The sequence below is a fragment of the Alteromonas stellipolaris genome (genome assembly GCF_001562115.1).
Taxonomy (GTDB): domain Bacteria; phylum Pseudomonadota; class Gammaproteobacteria; order Enterobacterales; family Alteromonadaceae; genus Alteromonas; species Alteromonas stellipolaris.
The window spans coordinates 346,427-368,810 of the sequence record NZ_CP013926.1; the positions used below are offsets into that span (position 1 = coordinate 346,427).

The following is a 22,384-nucleotide window of genomic DNA, read 5'->3' on the forward strand; positions in this document are numbered from 1 at the left end:
TAGATGGCACGGTTTAGCTACAAGGGGCGCGAACGAAATGGCGCCCTTACTGAAGGCGAGTTAGATGCGAACGATGCAACAAGTGCAGCGGCAATGTTGCGTGCTCGTAGTGTAACGCCCATTGCTATTGCCCCCCTGAGTGCAAAAAAAGAAAGTGTTGTTTCCGGCTGGCAAGGCTGGTTTGTACCAGAAGTTACCTTGGACGATTTAGTTATTTTTTGTCGTCAAATGTACTCACTAACCAAAGCGGGTATTCCTTTACTAAAAGCGGTATCTGGTTTAGCGGAATCCTGTAATTCTATTCGCCTTAAACTTGCTCTTGAAGATGCTATCGTGAGTTTGGAGCGAGGCAGAACCTTATCTTCTGGCCTAAATCAGCACCCTAAAATTTTTAATCAATTGTTTGTGAGCATTATTCATGTTGGCGAGAACACCGGTCAGTTAGAAGATGCCTTCGCTCAATTGGCGGTATATTTAGAGCGTGAGCAAGAAACCCGTAAACAAATTAAAGCCGCCACTCGTTATCCTATCTTTGTGCTTATTGCCTTAGCCGGCGCGTTTGTGGTGCTTAATATCTTTGTTATTCCGAAGTTCGCCGATATGTTTTCTAAGTTTAATGCTGAGTTGCCTTTAATGACCCGAGCACTTATAGGCACTTCAGATTTCTTGTTGAACTATTGGTACATGCTAATTGCTGGCGGGATATTTATTGCCTACATGATTAGGCGTTCATTAAGCACCAACGTTGGGCGTTTGAATTGGGATAGACGCAAGCTTTCACTGCCCATAGTAGGCAGTATTTTCAATCGTTCTTTACTTAGCCGCTACTGTCGAAGCTTTTCAATGATGTTGCGCGCGGGCGTCCCCTTAACCAGTGCACTAAACTTAACCTCAGACGCGGTGGGGAATGTGTATATGGGGCAAAAAATTATTGGGATGCGCGAGCGCATTGAAAAGGGCGAGGGGCTAGCACGAGTGAGTGCAGCAAGCGGACTATTTACACCTTTGGTGATGCAGATGATTCGCGTGGGTGAAGAGACAGGTCGCGTGGATGAATTATTGGTTGAGGCTTCGGAGTTCTATGAACGTGAAGTTGACTACGATCTTAAAAATCTGACAGCAAAGATAGAGCCTTTTTTGATTGTGGTAGTGGCAGCCATGGTACTGGTACTCGCACTGGGTATTTTCACCCCCATGTGGGACATGATGAATGCAATAAAAGGCGTATAACTCCCTATCTTAAAGATGTGCTATAACAGTATGTTAAGAACAATTAATGACTGCTAAAAAGCAATAGCAGCAAGGGTAGTAACATGGTGACGAAAAGCGAAGCCGCAAAAAATAACAACCGATCCCTATTTATCAATATTATTGTGATCACGTTGTTTGCTTCATTAATGGCCGTTTTTATAGTGCGACTGAATACCAGCGAAGCTAATTTTGAGGGCCAAATGCTTAGGCAGTTAGCGCTCAAGTTGGAAGAGTCTGCAGTAACCGCCCATTGGAAGTGGCAGTCAGAAGGGCGGCCAGTTCGCATTCTGCTTACGCACTATGATAGGCAAGGTAATGAAGTTGGACGTACGCCTGTGCTAATGAGTCATGAAGGATGGCCAGAAGTGTCGCCTTCTGTGCAAGGATGTAAGTCCCTTTGGAACGCGTTGCTAACAGTGCCTATGATAGTTAATGGTTTTAATGTACGTGGTGAATATTTCCGTGGTGAGTTAGTCGACGATGAGGCCGTGAATGCGCGTTGCCGATTTTCCTTAAGTGCGGGGGATTACTTTGACTACTTTGTATTTCGTGGTGATGTGGTTCCAGAAGACGAACAGTAGTAAACAAACTGAATTTTAATAATGAGAAAAACTGGGGTGGTCCAAATGAAAAAACAACGGCATCAAATAGCAGCAAAGCAATTAGGCTTTACGCTAATCGAGCTTGTGATTGTAGTCGTATTACTTGGGCTATTAGCGGCCGTGGCGATTCCACGCTTTCTTGATATTACTGAACAAGCTGAAGATGCCACAGTTGAGGGCGTTGCAGGTGGTTTCGCCACAGGTGTTGGACTAGTGCGCGCACAATGGGAGATAGAAGGTCGCCCGGAAGAGAATGCGTCTACCAATCAAACCTTTGTAACCCTTGATGGCATTAATGTTGCGGTTGATCAGGACACCGGTTATCCGACAGGCTTGCTAAATGGTGATGGTAACAGTCAAGATACGGCGATTACCGCATTAGACTGCGAAAGTATTTTTAGCTTAATAATGCAAAGTGCGCCTTCCATCACGTCGAGTTTTTCAGAGTCACCATTTGACGGTTACCGATACTTTGCTACAAATAGTAGTGGCAGCGGCGCAAGTGGTAATGACCTTTGCTATTATTACCTTAGCCAGTCTATAAAAAATCTGAACAGTAGCCCTACGAATGATACACAAGGTGATGGGTTTCTGTACGACCCACGGATAGGTCAAGTTATCGTATTTAGTAATGATTCAAACTCATAATTATGTATCGAGTTGTATACGTAAAGTAGTGATTTTTAAACTAAAGTTTTATATTCAATAACGTCATTTTTGTAATAATAAACGTAATTGAAACAAAAGGAAATTTTTATGCAGCAACGTGGTTTTACCCTTATTGAGCTAGTCATAGTTATCGTAATTCTTGGTATTTTAGCGGTGACCGCTGCGCCTCGGTTTGTAGGTTTCCAAACTGACGCTCGTATTGCTACGTTAGAAGGGGTGGAAGGCGCACTGATTAGTGCTACAGAAGCTATCCATGCAAAAGCAATTATTGCTGGCGCGACTGCATCGTCTAACACAACCATCACTGTGAACGGCACTGACATCAACGTTCGTTATGGTTACCCGTACAGCACATATTTCGATGACAACAACAACACAACGACTGTGCAGTTAGATTCGTACATGAACTTAGATATTCGTGCAGTAAACACCACAGCGGACCAAGGCACGACAGATTGGTATGTGAGTGCTAACGGTACGTGGGCTCGCATTTACCCTGACGGTTTTGAAGGTGCTAACTGTTTTGTTGAATACAGAAATGCGACAGCGGGTGGTTCACCGACTATCACATTGACCTCGACTGCTTGCTAAACATTACCTAGCACATGGCCAGGCATTTCGTTCCTGGCCAGCGTCAAGCCCGGGGCGCTGGCTTTACGCTCCTTGAGCTTATTATTGTCATCGTCGTTATTGGTATTATAGGCGTGGTCGCTTCTGCGCGAATACAAGATGATACCGGCTACACAGAATACTCCCTTCAATTTCGTTTTCTCTCTACCTTACGAAATATTCAAGGCAAAGCAATGCAAGATAACCGCGCAGGCTATTGCTATCGAACTATTGTAAGTTCGTCTGGTGACGGTGCTTACGGCCCTACTGTTGTTAATTACTCCAGTGCAAATCAATCAGCTAGCTGTGGCGCCACTATTGCCACCAATGCGCCCACATTTTTAGCGGCGCGGGGTGACGAAATAGGCGGTAAAGAAGTATCTGTTGCGTTTTCAGAAGGTGTTGCTTCGCCTTCTTATATTGACTTCGATTACCTTGGTCGGCCAATAACCTCCAGCGGAAGTTGCGCATCAAATATTTGCAGAGTGACCTTTTCGGGTACAGCTACAGTAGGCGTTTGCGTTGAAAGTCAGGGGCTTATTTATGCGTGCTGAGCAAGGTTTTACACTACTTGAGATAGTGATTGGCTTAGTGGTGACGAGCATTGTCATGCTAATTGTAACCGATTTACTTGGCGCGCAAGCGCAACAAAGCGTGGCACCTGTTACTCAAGCCCGAGCCAATGTGTTAGCTCAAGGACTACAACGAGAAATACTGAGTAAGGCATTTGACGAAAATAGCGGTGGGCATAATGCTGGTGAACGATGCAGCGACACCATTAGTTGCACAACTAGCGCAAATTTGGGGCCTGATAGTGGAGAAAATCGCAGTACTTTTGATGATGTAGATGATTACCACGGCTACAGCGTCATTAGAAACAGTGCGGGCCAAACCATCACGCAAAGTGGGCAAAGTCTATATCAAGGTTACCAGCTTAACGTAGTGGTGTTTTACGATGATAACCTTGATGGTATTGATGATGCGGCGGGCGTGGGTAGCTATACGGGCAATGCAAAATTGGTACGCGTGTCGGTTCTTACTCCTAACGATGAAACCATTGTCTTTAGTAGCTATCGGTGGAATTACTGATGGTAAATAGCACACCCATGAACCAGGTTCGAGGCTTTACGCTTGTAGAGCTTGTTATCGTGCTAGTGGTAATGGGGGTGATTGCCACAGGAATTGCAAAAGTGGTCACCAGTAGCATGTCTGTATTTGTTGGCGTAAGTGAAAGAGAGCAACTTGTCGCCCAAACGTCTTTTGCAATGAATCGTATGGCTCGTGAATTACAAAGCGCGGTGCCTGCCAGTGTTAGAGTAAGGGGCTCATCGTCTCAGCATTGCTTGCAGTTCGTGCCTGCTGATGTGGTAACAGGTTACAGCGACATTTCTATTCAACCTGCCGCTGAAAATACTATCGATATCTTATTTCCTGTGGACGCTCTCGATAACATTCAGCCCTTTTCCACCAGTGCATCTGTGATTGTTGCACCAAGTAGCGTATTAGATGTTTATAACGCCGCTAATGATTACCGCCAACCTATTGTAAATTGTACCGATGACGGCGATGGCGATTGTGCAACAAGAGACAGCACAGACGATACCCTCGAGGTTACGGTAAATGATGCTTTTGCTGAAGCATCACTCGTAAATCGTGCCTATATTGCTTCAAAAGCGGTGAGCTTTTGCTTAAGAAATTCTGTACTTCATCGGTTTGAGTCTGGGTTTACCACAACACAGCCTTTGGCTTCGGCAAGTAGCCCAAGGCTTGGAGTGGACTTCATTAACGCTTTATCTGCCTCGCCTGCTAGCGGTACCTTAAACGACGATCCTTTTCAAGTTCGTAGTGTGAACGGTGGGGTTAACAATATGGTGATGTTACGCCTACGCGCCCAAAAGGGCGATGAAGTTTTAAGTCTGACGACCGAGGTGGCAATTGAAAATGCGCCGTAAACCTTTGCCTCAAGAACACTCAGTGCATAAAGCGCTTTTAAGGCGTAAGAGCAATAGAACTGGGAAAACACTACCTAGTGTGGCAATGCTAGACGCTTCGTTCTCCACTATCTCGCTAAAACGCCAGCGAGGCAGTATGTTGGTCACGGCACTGTTTATTATGATAGTGCTGGCGCTGTTAGGCTTAACCCTAGCTTCGTCACTTTCTTCTACTGGTAACAAAGTTGTTGCGGATAACATCGGTTTTCGCGCCCAGTTGGCAGCAAAAGCGGGCCTAGAGCATATAAAGGCCACGGCAAACCCCGCAGGTGCAACCCCACTATCTTGCAGCGGTACTATTAATAGCCCCACTTCGTTTGGCCAAGTAAGAGGCCTTGAAGGGTGTGCGTATCAAGCCAGTTGCCAAACAACCAGTACAACGATTGCAGGCGTAGACTATTATTTCTATCGCTTTTCCTCCAACGCCCAATGCACCGCCAGCGAGTTAATTTCAACGCATACATTGACCGACTCAATGATGATTGAACAATAAATATCTGTATTTAAATGAAACTTGTGGTTCAAATGCTTGTCTACTCCACTGGTTTAAAAATAGCCGCTTAACAAGAAGTTGGTATGAAGTGAGTACAAGGTGCAGTGGGTTTCCACTTAATCGCAACCTAATCGTTTAAATAATGGTTCTCTGCTTGCCCAAATATGCCCCCATTGTTAAAGTGTGCGGATAAACATCGACTTCACGTTAAAGCGCTGTCATCTCACCCTTGCTAACACGCGATAACACAGAAACAGGAATACACTTTTCATGTTTAAAAAGCTTCGAGGCATGTTCTCTAATGATCTGTCCATCGACCTCGGAACAGCTAACACGCTGATTTACGTTAAAGACCAAGGTATTGTACTCAACGAACCCTCTGTAGTGGCTATTCGCCAAGAGCGAGCTGCTGGACCAAAAAGCGTTGCCGCTGTAGGTGCAGAAGCCAAACGAATGCTAGGTAGAACACCTGGTAACATTCGCGCTATCCGCCCTATGAAAGACGGTGTTATTGCCGACTTTTATGTCACAGAGAAAATGCTTCAGCACTTTATTAAACAAGTGCATGACAACAATTTCCTTCGCCCTAGCCCTCGTGTTTTAGTTTGCGTTCCATGTGGCTCTACTCAAGTAGAGCGCCGAGCCATTAAAGAGTCTGCGCTAGGTGCAGGTGCACGGGAAGTGTATTTGATTGATGAACCTATGGCCGCAGCTATTGGCGCAGGTTTGCCTGTATCAGAAGCAACCGGCTCAATGGTGGTCGATATTGGTGGCGGTACAACTGAAGTAGCTATCATTTCACTTAATGGTGTTGTGTACTCTTCATCGGTACGTATCGGTGGTGACAAGTTCGACGAAGCTATCATCAACTATGTACGTCGTAACTTTGGTTCACTCATTGGTGAAGCTACAGCCGAGCGTATTAAGCATGAAATTGGTGCTGCTTACCCAGGTGAGGAAGTGCGTGAAATTGAAGTGCGTGGTCGTAACCTTGCTGAAGGTGTACCTCGTGGCTTCACATTGAACTCCAATGAAATTTTAGAAGCCTTGCAAGAGCCGCTTACGGGTATCGTTTCTGCGGTTATGGTTGCCCTTGAGCAATCTCCACCAGAACTTGCTTCTGATATTTCAGAGCGCGGCATGGTGCTTACCGGCGGTGGCGCATTACTGAAAGATTTAGATCGTTTGTTAATGGAAGAAACGGGCATTCCAGTCGTTATTGCTGATGATCCACTAACTTGTGTTGCGCGTGGCGGTGGTAAGGCATTCGATATGATTGACCTACACGGTGGCGACCTGTTTAGCTATGAGTAAACAGGAAAGGCAACCTTAAGGTTGCCTTCTTTGTATTATGGATACTATTTTTACTCGCGGTCCCTCACTGAATAATAGATTAGCGCTGGCAATTGTGTTGTCAGCGTTACTTATTTTTGTGGATCACAAAGTGGAAGGGTTTAAATCGACACGGGTCTATTTAAATTCATTCATGAGCCCCCTTCAGTATTTAGCTAACTTACCTCGGTTAATGCTAAGCGAAAGCGCCCAGCGCTTAACCTCCCATGAAGATCTTCTCGAAGAAAACGACAAGCTAACGAATCAACTGTTGCTCATGAGCGAGAAGCTCCAGCGGTTTGAAGCCTTATCTCAAGAAAACAAACAGCTTAGACATTTACTGGATGCGCCTGTACGTAACGACTTACGTAAAATGGTGGCAGAGCTCATGGCGGTTGATAAAAACCCTTACAGCCAGCAGGTGGTTATTAACAAGGGTGCCATTGATGGAGTGTATTTATCTCAACCCATCATTGATGAAAAAGGCATTGTGGGGCAGGTTATGGAAGTGGGTAGCACTAACAGCCGTGTGCTATTGCTTGCCGATGTGACCCACGCTATTCCCGTTCGCTCCCAACGTAATGACATTCGCTTTATTGCGACTGGCAGTGGGGCGCTCAACGAGCTGTACTTAGAGCATGTTCCTCATAGTGTAGATATTAAAGCAGGAGATGTATTGATTTCCTCCGGCCTAGGAAAAATTTTTCCTGAAGGGTATCCCGTGGGTACAGTAAAAGAAGTACGGCGTGATGAAAGTCGCCCATTCTCTATTGTAACCGTAACACCTATGGCGAAATTAGACCGACTAAAGTACTTGTTACTCTTGTGGGCTGATGAAGGTAAACCTATCGACAGCGATGTGGATAATGAGAGTAAAAGCAACATGATAAGTAATGAGGAGACTGAAGATGATTCGTAAGCGTCATTCGGTTATCGTCACCACGCTATTGATTGCGCTTGTCCTTCAAATCGTGCCATTGCCTATTCAAGTTGATTTATATCGTCCAGATTGGGTTCTAATTGTGCTTGCGTACTGGAGCATGGCGCTTCCCCATCGCGTGAATGTTGGCGTGGCCTTCTTAACCGGCGTGGCGGTGGATATATTGGTGGGTACTACCTTAGGTATTCACAGTTTAAGCTTGAGTATCTCAATTTATATTTTGGCAGCGAACTATCAGCGGCTACGAAACTACTCTGTTTGGCAACAAGCTATCGTTATAGGGTTGCTTTCTTCGCTTTACCACTTGCTCACATTCTGGGTGCAGCACTTACTTACAGATATCTATTTCCAACTGGATTATTTGTGGCCTGTACTTACCTCTATGCTGTTATGGCCATGGGTATTTTGGCTACTCCGTAAAACCCGTCGCCAGTTTTCCATAAGTTAACGTTTGAGGCTCCTATCGTGAATTATTCAGTGGTTTTAGCCTCTGCTTCCCCTCGTCGCACCATGCTTTTAGATCAGATGGGCATTGCTCACTCAGTAAAGCCCGTAGACATCGATGAATCAGCTCTTGTTAATGAAACGCCTGAAGCTCAAGTGGCTCGTCTTGCTGAGCAAAAAGCGAAAACGGCCCTCGTACGGTTAGAGAATGAAGGGGGACTTAGCGAAAGTACGCGGGTGTTAGCCTCTGATACGCTTATTGCCTTTAACGGTGTTAGTTTGGGTAAACCAGAAGATAAAGAAGACGCTAGACGCATTCTTTCAATGTTGTCGGACAACCAGCATGAAGTACTGACGGCCATTAGTGTGGCGTCTACCACCAAGCAAGTCACACAAACTATTACCACCAAGGTAGCTTTTGCCGCATTGACGAACGATGAAATTGACGCATACTGGGACACAGGTGAACCTGCTGATAAAGCAGGTAGTTACGCCATTCAAGGTATTGGCGGTCAGTTTGTAAAAGCAATAAACGGCAGTGCTAGCGCAGTGGTTGGATTGCCTTTGTATGAAACAAGGCAGTTACTTAGAGAATTTGGAGTCGTGTCGTGAGTGCAGAGCTACTAATTAATGTTACACCGTCAGAGTCTCGTGTGGTTCTCATTGAAAATGGGATATTGCAGGAAATACACGTAGAGCGTCATACTAAGCGTGGCCTGGTGGGCAATATATATCGTGGTAAAGTTAGTCGAGTACTCCCCGGTATGCAAGCCGCATTCGTAGATATTGGTCTTGAAAAAGCGGCTTTCCTACATGCTTCTGACATTGTTATACATAATGAAATAGCTGAGGAAGTCTCAGCCAGTCACATTCAAAAACAAGACATTCGTGAGCTTGTTCGAGATGGCCAAGACATCGTTGTGCAGGTGGTGAAAGACCCTATTGGCACCAAGGGCGCTCGCCTTACTACCGACATTACTATTCCAAGTCGCTACTTAGTGTTTATGCCAAGCGTTACTCATGTTGGTGTATCTCAGCGTATTGAAGAAGAAGCTGAGCGTGAGCGCTTAAAAAACCTTGTGCAAGAATTCTGCGATGAAAACGGCGGCTTTATTTTACGTACCGCTGCTGAAGGGGTAGGCAAAGCTGAATTACAGCAAGATGCTGCCTTTTTACGCCGATTGTGGGACAAAATTCAATCGCGAATGAAGAAGCGTAAATCTAATGTTTTGTATGAAGATTTACCGCTGGCACGCCGCGTACTGCGTGATTTCGTCGGCACCGAGTTAGACAGAATTCGAATAGATTCGAAGCTATCTTTCCAAGAACTGTTCCAGTTCACGAAAGAATATGTACCTGAAATGAACGGTAAGTTGGAATATTATACGGGCGACAGGCCCATATTCGACTTGCATGATGTCGAAAATGAAACCCAGCGGGCGCTTGAACGCAGGGTCGATTTGAAATCAGGCGGCTATTTGATTATCGATCAAACCGAAGCCATGACCACCATTGATATTAATACCGGTGCATTTGTTGGGCACCGAAACCTAGAAGAAACTATCTTTAATACTAACACCGAGGCGACACAAGCCATTGCTAGGCAGCTTCGGTTACGTAATTTAGGCGGTATGATCTTAATCGACTTTATCGATATGATTGAACCAGACCACAAAAGACGTGTCTTACATAGTCTAGAAGTGGCGACAAGTAAGGACAGGGCCAAGATTAATATTCACGGGTTTACGTCGCTAGGGCTCATTGAAATGACCCGCAAGCGAACCCGCGAGAGTATTGAACACATACTGTGTGGCGAATGCCCCGTATGTAAGGGCCGAGGTACGGTGAAAACCGTTGAAACCATCTGCTTTGAAATTATGCGTGAAATTGTTCGTGTAAACCGCGCATATGATGCTGATAAATTTGTTGTTTATGCTTCGCCAAAAGTGGTTGAAGCATTAATGGGCGAAGAATCGCATATGCTTGCAGAGCTGGAAGTGTTTGTATCGAAGCAAATTAAAGTACAAACCGAAACCTTGTACAACCAGGATAAGTACGACGTCGTCATGATGTAATGCATTAACTATACGAAGGCGAAGTGTGACAAATTTAACGTCGGTAGCAGCCTATTTAGTTAAAAAAATATGGTTGCTGCTTGCCATCCTGCTTGTTCTATTCGCGCTGTTAATCAGCGCCGCTCGCTATGCGCTGCCGCATATTGAACACAACAAGCACCTGCTGGAAGACTATATCAGCCAGCGCTATGGCGTAAATCTTACTATTAAAAGCGTGCATGCAGTATGGCAACGCTCTGGGCCGAGTATTGTCTTAAATTCGGTCTCAATGGCGCAAAATGATGCGTCTCCTGTTGGGCTCAATATTCGTCAAGTCTATGTTGAATTAGATTTTTGGCAGTCTCTGAGACGACAAATGATCTCATCTACGCGCTTTGAACTTCGTGGTCTTAAGCTAGATGTTGATGCCGATAGGTTCGAGCGTGCAGGCGATAACAACTTCCCTGTTGTCGATGCATTAAAAAGCTTATTTCTAGAACAACTTCAAAGTTTCTCTCTCGAAGAGGGCGAAGTGATCCTCTCTAAAAATAGCCAGCCCCAGTCTTTTATCATCGACCAGTTAACGTGGAATAACAGCGGAAGACGTCACCAAGGCTTAGGGCAAATGAAGGTGGCCGATGTATCGTCGAATTCCGCTTCTTTCATTATTGATGTGACTGGCAATAAAGATGCTTTTGAAGGGGTGTTTTATGCCCGCGCTGAAGAGTTAGATATATCCCCCTGGGTGAGCGATTTGATTAAAACTAAGCGCCCGCTGACTGAAAGCCGAGCCAATTTTGAAATTTGGGCCGACGTACAAAGCAATGGCATTACGGGTGTTCAAGCCCAGTTTGAAGAAAGCTTATTGGAGTGGGGCGGAGAAGAATACTCAACCCTTGTCACGGGTATTCGCGGAGGCAGTATTGAAGCAGCACCCACGCAAGATGGGTGGAGCGTTAGGGTAGATCAATTGGTGATAGACTCTGGCAACGAAACCATAGAAGCTGATTTCGTAGGTAAAGTAACAAATGCAGGCGACGCAGTCGTCAGCATTGTAAAACCGGTTCAGATAAATCCATTTCTGATGCTTCTACCCTTGTTTATGGATGACACCAGCGAAGAGGAAATTCGCGCGTTAAATCCCACAGGGCAACTTGCCACGTTGGAACTTCAATTTAGAAATCGCCGCCCGGAATTAACCGCAAAAATTCTTGATTTGTCATGGGAGCAGGCTGGAAAAACTCCCGGCCTCACGTCGCTAGATGCCGATGTTTATTGGTATAAAGACGCTGGCGCTGTTTACCTAAAAAGTGAAAACAGTACCTTATCTGCCGACAATATCATTAAGCAAAATCTCGATATCAATGCCTTTAACGCCAATCTGTATTTTCACACCCAAGCGATAGGTGATGAAAAACAGTGGGTATTGACGGGTAAAGATCTCTTGTTCGATAGTGAACAGTTAGTGTTAGAGCCAGCATTTCGCGCCAATCTAACCTCAGGCCACCTAGACATATTTGCCAATATTGAACCCTTGGCATTAAACGCCGTCAGTGACTTCTTTCCTGCATCGTTAATGGGGGTTAACACCGATAAATTTCTTACCCGCGCCTTTACGGGCGAAGGTAGCGTAAGCAAAGCGCAAGTGTTGTGGCACGGAAACCCTAAGAACTATCCGTTTAACGACAATAGCGGAATTTTTCAAGCTTATGTCGATATTGAAGATAGCGACTTTCTATTTTCATCAAAGTGGCCTGCGTTAAATGAACTCGATTTGTCGGTGCGTTTTGAAAATGCCGGCTTAGTCATGATTAGTGATAAAGGAACGTTAGCCGGTATAGACGTGTCGGCTATGTCGGCAGAAATCCCGCGTTTACACCCCTCTTCAACGTTAACTATTGATGCAGAAGGCTCTGGCACAGGCGAAAAGTTAACATCGTTAATGAAGCAGTCTTCAATTGCCAGCTCGTTAGGGAAAGTGCTTGATAAAGACGTGCAAGTTTCAGGGCCGTTGTCAGCAAACTTGAAATTAGAGATACCGCTTAAAGGCAATAATGTTCGAGTTCAAGGTGCTGCCCAGTTAAACAATAATGACGTATACATCACTAGCACGCGTATGCAGTTTGGTGATGCCAGTGGAACACTTACCTTCGACAATGCAGAAATTGACGCTAATGGGTTAACTGCAAGCTTGTTAGGTCAGCCCGTGGAAATGTCACTGCAGGGGCGCCATAACGACAACTACGACGTTAATGTTAACTTGAAAGGGTTGTGGCATGTCCATCCGTTAGTGAAATATGTAAAAACCGACCTTATTGATTATCTAGACGGTGAAACCAATTGGCAGGCCGATGTGAATTTGAGCTTATCTGAAAACGACTTTTCCTATAATGCCCAAATTAACGCCGATTTAACGGCAACCCAAAGCTTGCTACCCGCACCGTTTGCGACAGTGCAAGGTACCAGCCTGCCACTTCAAATCAACAGTGAAGGTAATTTACAAGCCTCCAATGTAGAGGCAAGATTAGGTGACGATATTCATTTCGACGGCGTATTGCCTCATAAAGAAATGCAGTTCTCTCGAGCGCTCCTTTCCTTAGGCGATGCTGATGTGGGCGATAGAGGCACAGGGTTTAGTATTGCTGCAAACCTAGAGCAAGCGGACATTGTTGAATGGTTTACTACCCTGCAGACGCTGATCATGCCGAGCAAAATAGATGACGCTAGTACAAGCTTATCCGTTAACACAAGCTCCAGCGTAAATAGCGATACGTTATCGACGGAAGACCGTGCCCAAAAGAACAATATTTTCGGTGTGCCATCACGCATATTTGTAACCGCAGATACACTAAAGGGGTGGGGACATTCATTGAATAACGTGTCCTTAACCGCTCGGGAACAAGACAAAGATTGGCTGCTACAAGTTGATGCGGCGAAAGCGCGAGCAACCATTAGGGTTAACAACGATATTAATAACCAAGGTATTGATATCAAAGCGGATTACCTAGTGCTGGATAAACCTGCTACTGAGGGGGATGCTATTGAAGGTGGTGCTATTAAAGATGATAGTGATTCAAACGAAACCCAGATAGAAGAAATCGAGCTTGCTAGAAAGCAAGCTGATGTAGTGGAAGTTGACCCGCTAGATTTGCCTCCTATCTACTTCTATTGCAGCGTTTGTAGTGTCCATGGCCTTGATTTAGGCGAAGTCACCCTTGATGTAGCCAAAACAGACCAAGGTTTACAAATAAGACAATTACTTACGCGCTCTTCCAGTGCAGATGTTACCGCAACCGGATACTGGCAGCATGAAGACGGCGAAATCAGCACCCGTTTAAGCGGCACACTTTCTTCACCAGACGTAGGGCAAATGCTTAAACAGCGAGGGATAACGTCAGGTATTAAAGACTCTGAAGCCAATATTAAATTCGATTTAGGCTGGCCTTCTGCCCCGTTTGATTTCTCGTTAGATAAAGTAAGCGGCGACGTGGACTGGGCACTCACTGACGGTTACCTCACTGAAGTCAGTGATAAAGGGTCGCGCATATTTACGTTATTCAGCCTAAACTCGCTAGTACGTAAGCTAAGCCTAGATTTTAGAGATGTATTTGCCACTGGGTTTTTCTACGACAAAATGGGTGGAAGCTTACAAATTGCTGACGGTACTGCCTTTACCGAAGATACCGAAATAGATGGCGGTGCAGGTGAAATAGAAATTAAAGGGTATACCAATTTAAATACCGGTGGCCTTAATTACAATATTACCTTCGCCCCTAACGTAACGGGTAATTTACCGTTTTTAGTGTATTTTTTAGCTACGCCCCCAACGGCATTGGCAGCACTGGCACTAGATCAAGTGCTGACATCAGCTAAAGTGATATCGAACGTGAACTACAAGGTTTCTGGCACCATTGCTAATCCACAGTTCGATGAAGTAGAACGACATAGTAAAGATATAAGCTTACCGGCGAATGTGTCGCCAGAAAGCACTTCGCCATTAGATCGGCCGCTTACCGAAGATGATTTACGCAGAGTAAAAATGGAGGTTATCGATGGTTAATCTAGTTGCAGTTCAAATGACATCTACGCCCAGTGTAGAAGATAATTTGAATCATGTAGAGCAGGCTATTGCTCAAGAACAGGTTCCAAAAGACAGCTTGGTGGTATTGCCAGAATGCTTTGCCTGTTTTGGTACCAAAGATGGTGAGCTACTTAATGCCGCCGAAGTTAAAGACGAAGGGCTAATACAGCAACGTTTATCGGCGCTAGCCAAAGCCCATGAGTGCTATATTGTTTCGGGCACATTTCCTATGGCTACCGACGATGCATCAAAGTTTTCAGCGGCGTGCTTATTGTTTGGCCCAGACGGCACAGTATTAGCCGATTACCGTAAAATTCACCTTTTTGATGTGTCTGTTGATGACAATACGGGCAGCTACAAAGAATCTAAGTTTACAAACCCAGGCAGTGAAGTTGTTACTGTAGAAACGCCAATTGGCAACATTGGCCTAGCGGTATGTTATGATGTGCGCTTTCCAGGCTTGTTTACTGCTATGGGCGATATTGATATTTTAGTATTGCCTGCTGCGTTTACGCAGAAAACGGGCGAAGCACATTGGCACACGCTAGTGAAAGCCCGCGCCATTGAGAAACAATGCTATGTGGTAGCTGCCAACCAAACCGGTGAGCACCAAAATGGCCGTGAAACCTTTGGTCATAGCCTTGTCGTTTCGCCGTGGGGTGAAACCTTGAGTGAGCTACCTCAAGACATTGGCGTTATCCAAACCAGTGTTGATATTGAAGCGCGACAAGCCATTAAACAAAATATGCCGGTTGCCGAACATAACCGATTCAGGAGTCACTTTGTCTAAATCTGTTGAACGCCATTTACTGTCTGACTCTGGACTAGATGTAGCGTCGCTAGAAAAAGCCCTTTCGGGTATCCATCGTCACGATACCGATTATGCTGATCTTTATTTTCAGTCGAGCCAACACGAAAGTTGGGTTCTCGAAGATGGCATTATTAAAGAGGGTAGCTACAACATTGAACGTGGTGTTGGGGTTCGTGCCATTAGCGGTGAAAAAACCGGTTTCGCCTATTCAGATGAAATCAGTGAAGATGCTTTAGTAAAGGCGTGTAATGCTGCGCGCAGTATTGCCCCTGATGGTGGTTCTCAGAAGGTGTCATCGTTAGGGCGTAGCGATTATCAACCTCGCTATGGTGAGAAAAACCCTATTTTTGCCATGCAAGATGCTGAGAAAATCTCTCTACTAAAAGCCGTGGACGCGTACGTTAGACAGCAAGAGCCAACAGCCAATCAGGTTGTGGTTAGCATTAGTGGTGTGTACGAAGAAATTTTGGTGGCTGCCAGTGATGGCACCTTCGCCACCGATATCCGTCCCTTAGTTCGCCTAAACTGTTCTGTATTGCTTGAAGACGGTGATCGTCGTGAGCGCGGCAGTGCAGGCGCTGGCGGCAGATACGCGTATTCTTTTTTCGAGTCTGATAAAGACGGGCGCCCCTACTATGAGCAGTTAGCCGACGACGCCCTGCATATGGCGCGAGTTAACATGCAAGCGGTAGCATCACCAGCGGGTGCTATGCCGGTAGTGTTAGGTAATGGCTGGCCTGGTGTATTGTTACACGAAGCGGTGGGCCATGGCCTTGAAGGCGATTTTAACCGCAAAGGTGCGTCTACCTTTAGTGGGAAGATTGGTGAACGTGTTGCCGCTAAAGGCGTAACAGTGGTAGACGATGGCACATTAGCTGATCGTCGTGGTTCGTTATCGGTAGATGACGAAGGTACACCAACCCAGCATAATGTACTTATTGAAGACGGTATTCTAAAAGGCTACATGCAAGATAAGCATAACGCTAAGCTAATGGGTGTTGCGCCAACCGGAAACGGTCGTCGTGAGTCTTATGCGCATTTACCCATGCCGCGTATGACCAATACCTACATGCTAGAAGGGCAGTACGATCCTAAAGAGATTATTGCCTCTATTGATAAAGGTATTTACGCGCCTAACTTTGCGGGTGGGCAGGTTGATATCACATCAGGCAAATTCGTATTTTCTAGTGCAGAAGCATACCTGATAGAAAACGGAAAAATTACCGCACCAGTCAAAGGCGCTACTTTGATTGGAAATGGCCCTGAAGTCATGCAGAAGATTTCTATGATTGGAAACGATGTGGCATTAGACAACGGCGTTGGCGTATGTGGTAAAGACGGTCAAAGCGTACCTGTTGGCGTGGGCCAACCCACACTGAAAATAGATGAGCTTACCGTGGGCGGAACTGCGTAAATTACGCGTTAAGCGAGTGTAAGAATTTGAAAAAGGCGCCGGTTGGCGCCTTTTTTATTGCAATTTTTATCACTACTTATAGACGGTTATTGCAGCATGTCAGCTATATGAGAGCCAGCTATCGTAAGACGGCTAATCAAGAGCCTGCTATTCTAAAGTAACCACCATATCAAGACTGGTAGTAACGCCGCTGGGAGAGGTCACTAGCGCGCTAACAATCGAACTGGTGCTGGCTTCTGACTCATCTAATAGGTTAGTCAGTACGAATGTTAGTTGTCTGTTACCTGCCGCGTTGGTAGAAGGTACGGTGGCTTCAAGTGAACCTGAAATCCCTCCTTCAGAGCTTGTAATGCTAATTTCTGTATCTTCCGCTAATGGCTGATTGGCGGTATCTGAATACGCTAGCGATAGCAACGCATTGCTTCCTCTTGGGATACTCAATACAGGTGTTAACCCAGGCGGATTAGTATTGTTTGCTAGTTCATCGGTACTGCTGTTAAACGTAAGCAATGCCGACGACGATGACATAATAACCACCATAGCGCGCCTAACATGCAGCGCACTATTTCCGCAGCTTGTAGCATCGCATTGCGGGCCATCAAATAACCCATTGGCAGCAGTGAAGCTACCTGAACTGTCGTAGTCGAAAAATGGCTCTGTGGCATCATAACTACCGTCTTCGTTATCGTCCCGCCATGCTTCTGGGTAATCGATAAAACCCGTGGTGTCAGGTAGTAGTATAGAAATACCATTGCCTGTGCTACCGGTAATCGCGCCGCCATCAGCATCGTCGTATAGGTTATTGCCGTTAGCGTCTATTAAAGTTTCATGGCCTACCGCTGTCACCATTACCGTAATGCGGTGATCGGCTACTCTTGGCTCGGCACTCGTCCAAGTTACGCTGCAACTGCCGCTTTCAGTGGTGCAGCTTGGTTCAATTAACCCGCCTTCGGTGGTGAAGTTTAGCGTAGTGCCATCAGGCACTGGGTTATTAAACGCATCAGCTGCGCTAGCGGTAATGGTTAATTCGTTGCCGTTAATGTTGTGCGCTTCAGGGTTCAAACTCGATGGCGACAAACTAATACTGTTTTGATCAGGCAGGCCAGTGTTCACGCTAAGTAAGTCAGACTGAGACTGAATGCTAGTATCATCAATTTCAGTAACAGCAGTGACTCGAACTGCAGTAGGCACGCTACCCGCTGTCACAAAGGTGCTGACTTGGCCTTCAGAATTAGTCAGTGCAGTAGCAGGAGACAGCGCCAATCCACCAATATTACTGTTTAAGTTAAACGCCACTTCTTGTTGGGCAAGAGGGTTACCCAGCGCACTATTTACTTGAAAGGTTACCCGAGATACCGAACTCGCGTCTTGACCGCCGGTTCCACTTATCACAATAGATGAAGGAGACGCATCGATAAAAGCAATGCTACCTGCGGTTTCAGGCAAAATTTCTATAGAACGAGACACACTCAGTGTGCTGCTATTGATAGTAACCGTTGCACTTATCTCGTCGTCGAAGCCGGTATTTCCCGCGCAGCTATTATCCTGAAAGGTAGAGCGAGCTTGTCCGCTGGCGGTAAATACGGTTTCATCAATATCGGCGGTCTCGTTTGCCACACAAACAGAACTAAAGGTAACAGGAATGCTGGTGGCATAAGTTTCGCCTTCAGAATTAACCAGTGCTACGTTAACACCCAGGGTTGCGCCAGCCGCGATGACAACGTCTTCGTCCGTGGTGTAACCGTCTATTCCTAATAAACCAGCTACAAATTCACCGTTATCAAACGTACCAATTTGGATAACCTCATCGGTTACCGCAGAAGACTGAATTTCATAGTTGAGCGTGGCTGTTAAGGTTTGCTCATTATAAACGTATGACGCAGTGGCCGTGCCCGCACCTAGGTCGTTGTCAGTAGGAAGTAATTGGCTATTGGCTAGGCCGCCATTAGTTGTGAGAGCATCGTCTATGCTTACCGAGCCGCGAGACACTTGGAAGCTAACAATAGCATCTGTAATTGGGGTGTCATCGATATTTACCAGCGAAGCGCTAAGGGTACCGGTTTCATCAGCGGTAATTCTACTGACTTGATTACCTGCACTATCGCTTAAGGTGAGTGAAAGGGTAGGTAAAAAGACCGTGTCTGTGTCGGCAATCAAAAACTCAATGTTTGCTTGTGATGATGTGCTGTCGTAAGTGGCGGTAATTGTGCTGGCACCAGCAATAGCGCTATCTGAGTCTAAATACACAATCGCCTCACCGTTACTATTAGTGAGTTTGTCGCTAACAGAGAGTGTGCCGATACCGCTTGTAAAACTGACGATTTCTCCGGCTAACACCGTACCATCTTCGGTAATGGTCGCAGTGATACAGGCAGTATCACCAATATCGAAACTTGCTTGATTAACCGTATTACAGTTTGCGTCGCCTATTTCAAGTGAGAGTGCTACAACTGGAGAGGTGGTACTATCGTCGCCATCCGCACTGCCAAAGGGGTCGTCGCCGTTTGCCCCCGAGGTACCGTTACATCCTGACAATACCCAAACGAAAGCAAATGCCGCTAAAAGCCGCCCCATATACCTCTCCTTATGTTGCTACTCTTTTTGAGTAACGTCTTTTAAATATTGGAATAACTCCCTGTAAGCTTTAGGAGGAGCATTCTTTTCTTGCTCTTTTTTCACTTGGCGATGGAACTGCCTTAATTTTTGTCTATCTAGCTCAGGGTATTGTTCAATAAGCCCCTGAATGGCATCGTCACCACGAGTGATCACATCTTCGCGAGCACGTTCTAATTCATGGAACGCAGCGTTATTTGCTTGATGTTGATGGGTTATTTTAGCCAAGGCGACTTCAATAGGGGAATTATCCCTTTGTCTAAGTAGCTTACCAATGAACTGAAGTTGCCGTCTGTAACCGTCTTTTTTCTTATTGATGACACGTGCAATATCTAGCGCATCTTTCAATTCTTCATCAAGCGGAATGGTGGCGTAGTGGGCAGGGGTAAGGTTTACTACGGTTTGCCCTAGCTTTTGTAAGTCTTTAGATTGGCGCTTTAGTTCGCTTTTACTAATGAGCTCTTCTTCTGGCTCGGCGCTTTCTAACTTAGATTGTTGTCGTGATTTAGATTTCTGATCGCTCATTTCAAACTCATAAGTGTTACACTTTAGCTAAATTGTAACTATCACAGTCGGATTTAGACAGCGAAACTTACTATGCAAATTGAGCAACAGTTATCAGAAATTCAGAATGTCGTCGATGATGTACTGAAATTAGCCCTAAAAAATGGGGCAACCCAAGCAGAAGCAAGCATGTCAAAAGTGGAAGGTATTGCGGTATCTTCACGTATGCAAGAAGTTGAAAACGTAGAGTTTACTAACGATGGCGGCTTGGGCATTAGTGTTTACGTAGGTAAGCGAAAAGGCAGCGCCTCAACGGCTGACTTAAGCAAAGAAGCACTTACTCGTGCCGTGGAAAAAGCCGTAGATATTGCTAAGTACACCAGTGAAGATCCTTGTACTGGTCTTGCTGATGCTGAACTTATGGCCACAGAATTCCCCGATTTAGATTTATATCACCCGCAAGATCTTGATACAGAGAAAGCCATTGCCACCACAATTGAAGCTGAATCTGCCGCGTTAGATTACGACCCGCGCATTACAAATTCAGACGGTGCATCGTATAACGCTAATCTTGGTATGCGAGTTTACGGTAATACCCACGGTATTAATGCCGGGTATCCAAGTAGCCGTTACAGCCTTAGTTGTATGGTGATTGGTTCTCAAAATGGTGATATGCAGCGCGATTATGCGTACACAGTCGACCGTCAGGCGCCTTTATTGCAATCGGCAGTCTCTATTGGCACCGATGCAGCAAAAGCCACTGTAGAGCGTTTAGGTGCCCGTAAGATAAATACGGCTCAGGTGCCAATTCTGTTGCACAAAGATATAGCGTCCAGTTTATTTGGCCATTACGTGGGGGCAATCAGCGGTGGTAGTTTGTATCGTCGTTCATCGTTTTTGTTAGATAGCTTAGGGAAACAAATTTTTCCTGAGTGGCTAAACATTGAAGAACGCCCATTTATAAAGTCGGGCTTGGCAAGTTCTAGTTTCGACAATGAAGGCGTGGCTTGTAAAGACATGACCATCGTAGAGGGTGGAAAGCTCTCTACTTATCTTTACACCACCTATTCTGCGCGTAAGCTAAACACCCAAACTAATGGTCACGCAGGTGGCATTCATAACTGGTTGGTGGGCGACACAGGTCATAGCGACAGCGACTTGCTAAAAGAAATGGGCACTGGCCTGTACGTTACTGAACTTATGGGGCAGGGCGTTAACACGGTTACCGGCGATTATTCTCGCGGCGCCGCTGGGTTTTGGGTAGAAAATGGTGTTATTCAATATCCAGTCCACGAAGTGACCATTGCAGGCTGCTTACAAGATATGTTCGCTGGCATCGTGGCAATTGGTAAAGATAAAGATTTGCGCGGTAGCGTGCATACTGGCTCTATTCTTATTAATCAGATGAAAATAGCAGGAAGCTAGAGTCTCTGTTTCGATTTAAGTCGTTCAATCTCATTCGTTATATTTAGCGAGCTTGAACGAACTTGCTTAATTTAAAGATTGCCGCTGGCGAAATTCGCTGGGCGGCATGCCTTGTGACTTTTTAAACCGCTTCGAAAACGTAAATACATTGCTATAGCCCACGTAGTTGGCAATATAAGCAATGGGCCATTGCGTGCTAATCAGTAAATTTTTCGCCCTAAGCATGCGCAAATAAATAACATGCTGCATGGGGCTTCGACCGAACTGCGCAAGACATAGCCTGTGTAGGTGAGGGGCCGAGTAATGTACTTTGTCTACCAAGGCGCCTATATCCCAATTGAACTGCAATTGCTTTTCTACCGCCGCAAACAGAGCCGACAATCGAACTTGGTGCGTGCTTTTCACCGGGGTGGCAATATGCTGCAAATATTGCTGAATAATAGGAATAACCGCCTGTCGGTGCTGGCTGTTGGTTTCTAAATACAGTAACTCCATCGCATGATGTAGCCCTGACAACTCAATGTTGTGCTGTACGGGGTGCTCGACATCAAAAAAATGCTGCCATCGAGGACAATCAGATAAATTCAGCCAAATGATGTCCCACGGTTTTTGACCTGGACGTGGCGCTCTTTCGAGTTGCGGGGCTTTCTCGCCGTTAATTTTATTTTGTACTTCACTAGCTTCGTCTAGCACAGCGTTGGCTTTGCCTTGCATCGCATTAATTGCATCTGGCGTTGCGCTACTTTCATCAAAATGCGCAATTTGCACTTCAAAACTTTGGTGCGCAGGCAAAATAATCACACTTGAAGCAGGCAATGCATACTCGCCACTCGGTGTGAGTATTTTACCGCTACCTGTTAATGAATAAAAAATAGTGTGGTTAGGCGGGGTAACTCGGCCTACTTGATAAGTCCCTGATAAATTTGAGCAACCCGCCAACTCAATGTCTAGCGCTTTAATTTCTGGCGCATTCGTACTATCTATAAAACGTTCAAGGCAGTGTGGACCAATATTCACAATATCGCGAAAGGTTCGCTGCGCATGCGCGTTTTGGGAGCCATTGGAAATAAAGTTGGTAGGTTGCATAATTGTAAAATGAGAGTTTTGGATAAATCAAAGAGAGAAACAAGCATAAAGGATTGCGCGTGTTT

Annotated in this window: 20 protein-coding genes; 17 read left to right on the forward strand and 3 right to left on the reverse strand. The window is 45.6% G+C overall.

What is annotated here, in order from left to right; all coding sequences use genetic code 11:
- Window positions 1–3 precede the first annotated feature (3 nt).
- The 16 genes from AVL57_RS01375 to tldD all read left to right on the forward strand — a co-directional run bounded on the left by AVL57_RS01375 (window position 4) and on the right by tldD (window position 16,691).
- Complete coding sequence (locus AVL57_RS01375) at window positions 4–1,230, forward strand: type II secretion system F family protein (protein ID WP_057794588.1); 1,227 nt, start codon at window positions 4–6, stop codon at window positions 1,228–1,230.
- An 83-nt stretch (window positions 1,231–1,313) separates the two neighbouring features.
- Window positions 1,314–1,832 (forward strand): hypothetical protein, encoded by a 519-nt coding sequence (locus AVL57_RS01380; RefSeq protein ID WP_057794587.1) that lies wholly within the window; start codon window positions 1,314–1,316, stop codon window positions 1,830–1,832.
- A gap of 45 nt (window positions 1,833–1,877) precedes the next feature.
- The gene (locus AVL57_RS01385; RefSeq protein ID WP_082604984.1) at window positions 1,878–2,501 is read left to right on the forward strand and encodes a prepilin-type N-terminal cleavage/methylation domain-containing protein; all 624 of its coding nucleotides are present in this window, start codon (window positions 1,878–1,880) and stop codon (window positions 2,499–2,501) included.
- A gap of 108 nt (window positions 2,502–2,609) precedes the next feature.
- Window positions 2,610–3,113 carry a type II secretion system protein gene (locus AVL57_RS01390; protein ID WP_057794583.1) on the forward strand — a complete coding sequence of 168 codons (504 nt, stop codon included), beginning with the start codon at window positions 2,610–2,612 and terminating at the stop codon, window positions 3,111–3,113.
- A 14-nt stretch (window positions 3,114–3,127) separates the two neighbouring features.
- Window positions 3,128–3,685 carry a prepilin-type N-terminal cleavage/methylation domain-containing protein gene (locus AVL57_RS01395; RefSeq protein ID WP_057794581.1) on the forward strand — a complete coding sequence of 186 codons (558 nt, stop codon included), beginning with the start codon at window positions 3,128–3,130 and terminating at the stop codon, window positions 3,683–3,685.
- Window positions 3,675–4,220: a type IV pilus modification PilV family protein gene (locus AVL57_RS01400; RefSeq protein WP_057794579.1), complete on the forward strand. Its 546-nt coding sequence runs from the start codon at window positions 3,675–3,677 to the stop codon at window positions 4,218–4,220. The genes AVL57_RS01395 and AVL57_RS01400 overlap by 11 nt, the downstream gene beginning before the upstream one ends.
- Window positions 4,220–5,083, forward strand: a complete 864-nt coding sequence (locus tag AVL57_RS01405) for a prepilin-type N-terminal cleavage/methylation domain-containing protein (protein ID WP_057794577.1) — start codon at window positions 4,220–4,222, stop codon at window positions 5,081–5,083. The genes AVL57_RS01400 and AVL57_RS01405 overlap by 1 nt, the downstream gene beginning before the upstream one ends.
- A complete protein-coding gene (locus AVL57_RS01410; RefSeq protein ID WP_057794575.1) occupies window positions 5,073–5,615 on the forward strand; it encodes a pilus assembly PilX family protein in 543 nt (180 codons plus the stop codon). The genes AVL57_RS01405 and AVL57_RS01410 overlap by 11 nt, the downstream gene beginning before the upstream one ends.
- 270 nt (window positions 5,616–5,885) lie before the next feature.
- Window positions 5,886–6,929, forward strand: a complete 1,044-nt coding sequence (locus AVL57_RS01415) for a rod shape-determining protein (protein ID WP_013785855.1) — start codon at window positions 5,886–5,888, stop codon at window positions 6,927–6,929.
- 37 nt (window positions 6,930–6,966) lie between these two features.
- A complete protein-coding gene (gene mreC, locus AVL57_RS01420; protein ID WP_057794573.1) occupies window positions 6,967–7,866 on the forward strand; it encodes a rod shape-determining protein MreC in 900 nt (299 codons plus the stop codon).
- Complete coding sequence (mreD, locus tag AVL57_RS01425) at window positions 7,859–8,335, forward strand: rod shape-determining protein MreD (protein ID WP_041453083.1); 477 nt, start codon at window positions 7,859–7,861, stop codon at window positions 8,333–8,335. The genes mreC and mreD overlap by 8 nt, the downstream gene beginning before the upstream one ends.
- Window positions 8,336–8,352: 17 nt before the next feature.
- Window positions 8,353–8,943, forward strand: a complete 591-nt coding sequence (locus tag AVL57_RS01430; RefSeq protein WP_082604983.1) for a Maf family protein — start codon at window positions 8,353–8,355, stop codon at window positions 8,941–8,943.
- Window positions 8,940–10,406 (forward strand): ribonuclease G, encoded by a 1,467-nt coding sequence (gene rng / locus AVL57_RS01435; RefSeq protein ID WP_057794571.1) that lies wholly within the window; start codon window positions 8,940–8,942, stop codon window positions 10,404–10,406. The genes AVL57_RS01430 and rng overlap by 4 nt, the downstream gene beginning before the upstream one ends.
- A gap of 25 nt (window positions 10,407–10,431) precedes the next feature.
- Window positions 10,432–14,445, forward strand: a complete 4,014-nt coding sequence (locus tag AVL57_RS01440) for a YhdP family protein (protein ID WP_057794569.1) — start codon at window positions 10,432–10,434, stop codon at window positions 14,443–14,445.
- Window positions 14,438–15,256: a carbon-nitrogen hydrolase family protein gene (locus tag AVL57_RS01445; RefSeq protein WP_057794567.1), complete on the forward strand. Its 819-nt coding sequence runs from the start codon at window positions 14,438–14,440 to the stop codon at window positions 15,254–15,256. The genes AVL57_RS01440 and AVL57_RS01445 overlap by 8 nt, the downstream gene beginning before the upstream one ends.
- Window positions 15,249–16,691: a metalloprotease TldD gene (gene tldD / locus AVL57_RS01450; protein WP_057794566.1), complete on the forward strand. Its 1,443-nt coding sequence runs from the start codon at window positions 15,249–15,251 to the stop codon at window positions 16,689–16,691. The genes AVL57_RS01445 and tldD overlap by 8 nt, the downstream gene beginning before the upstream one ends.
- A 147-nt stretch (window positions 16,692–16,838) precedes the next feature.
- On the opposite strand, the gene AVL57_RS01455 is transcribed toward tldD, so the two are convergent.
- Both AVL57_RS01455 and yjgA read right to left on the reverse strand, forming a co-directional pair.
- Window positions 16,839–19,265: an Ig-like domain-containing protein gene (locus tag AVL57_RS01455; RefSeq protein ID WP_057794564.1), complete on the reverse strand. Its 2,427-nt coding sequence runs from the start codon at window positions 19,263–19,265 to the stop codon at window positions 16,839–16,841.
- An 18-nt stretch (window positions 19,266–19,283) separates the two neighbouring features.
- On the reverse strand, window positions 19,284–19,829 hold the full coding sequence (gene yjgA / locus AVL57_RS01460) for a ribosome biogenesis factor YjgA (protein WP_057794562.1): 546 nt from the start codon (window positions 19,827–19,829) through the stop codon (window positions 19,284–19,286).
- 72 nt (window positions 19,830–19,901) lie between these two features.
- On the opposite strand from yjgA, the gene pmbA reads away from it, so the two are divergent.
- The gene (pmbA, locus tag AVL57_RS01465) at window positions 19,902–21,233 is read left to right on the forward strand and encodes a metalloprotease PmbA (RefSeq protein WP_057794560.1); all 1,332 of its coding nucleotides are present in this window, start codon (window positions 19,902–19,904) and stop codon (window positions 21,231–21,233) included.
- 66 nt (window positions 21,234–21,299) lie between these two features.
- Here pmbA and AVL57_RS01470 read toward each other — a convergent pair whose 3' ends face one another.
- Window positions 21,300–22,319 carry a helix-turn-helix transcriptional regulator gene (locus AVL57_RS01470; protein ID WP_057794558.1) on the reverse strand — a complete coding sequence of 340 codons (1,020 nt, stop codon included), beginning with the start codon at window positions 22,317–22,319 and terminating at the stop codon, window positions 21,300–21,302.
- Window positions 22,320–22,384 lie beyond the last annotated feature (65 nt).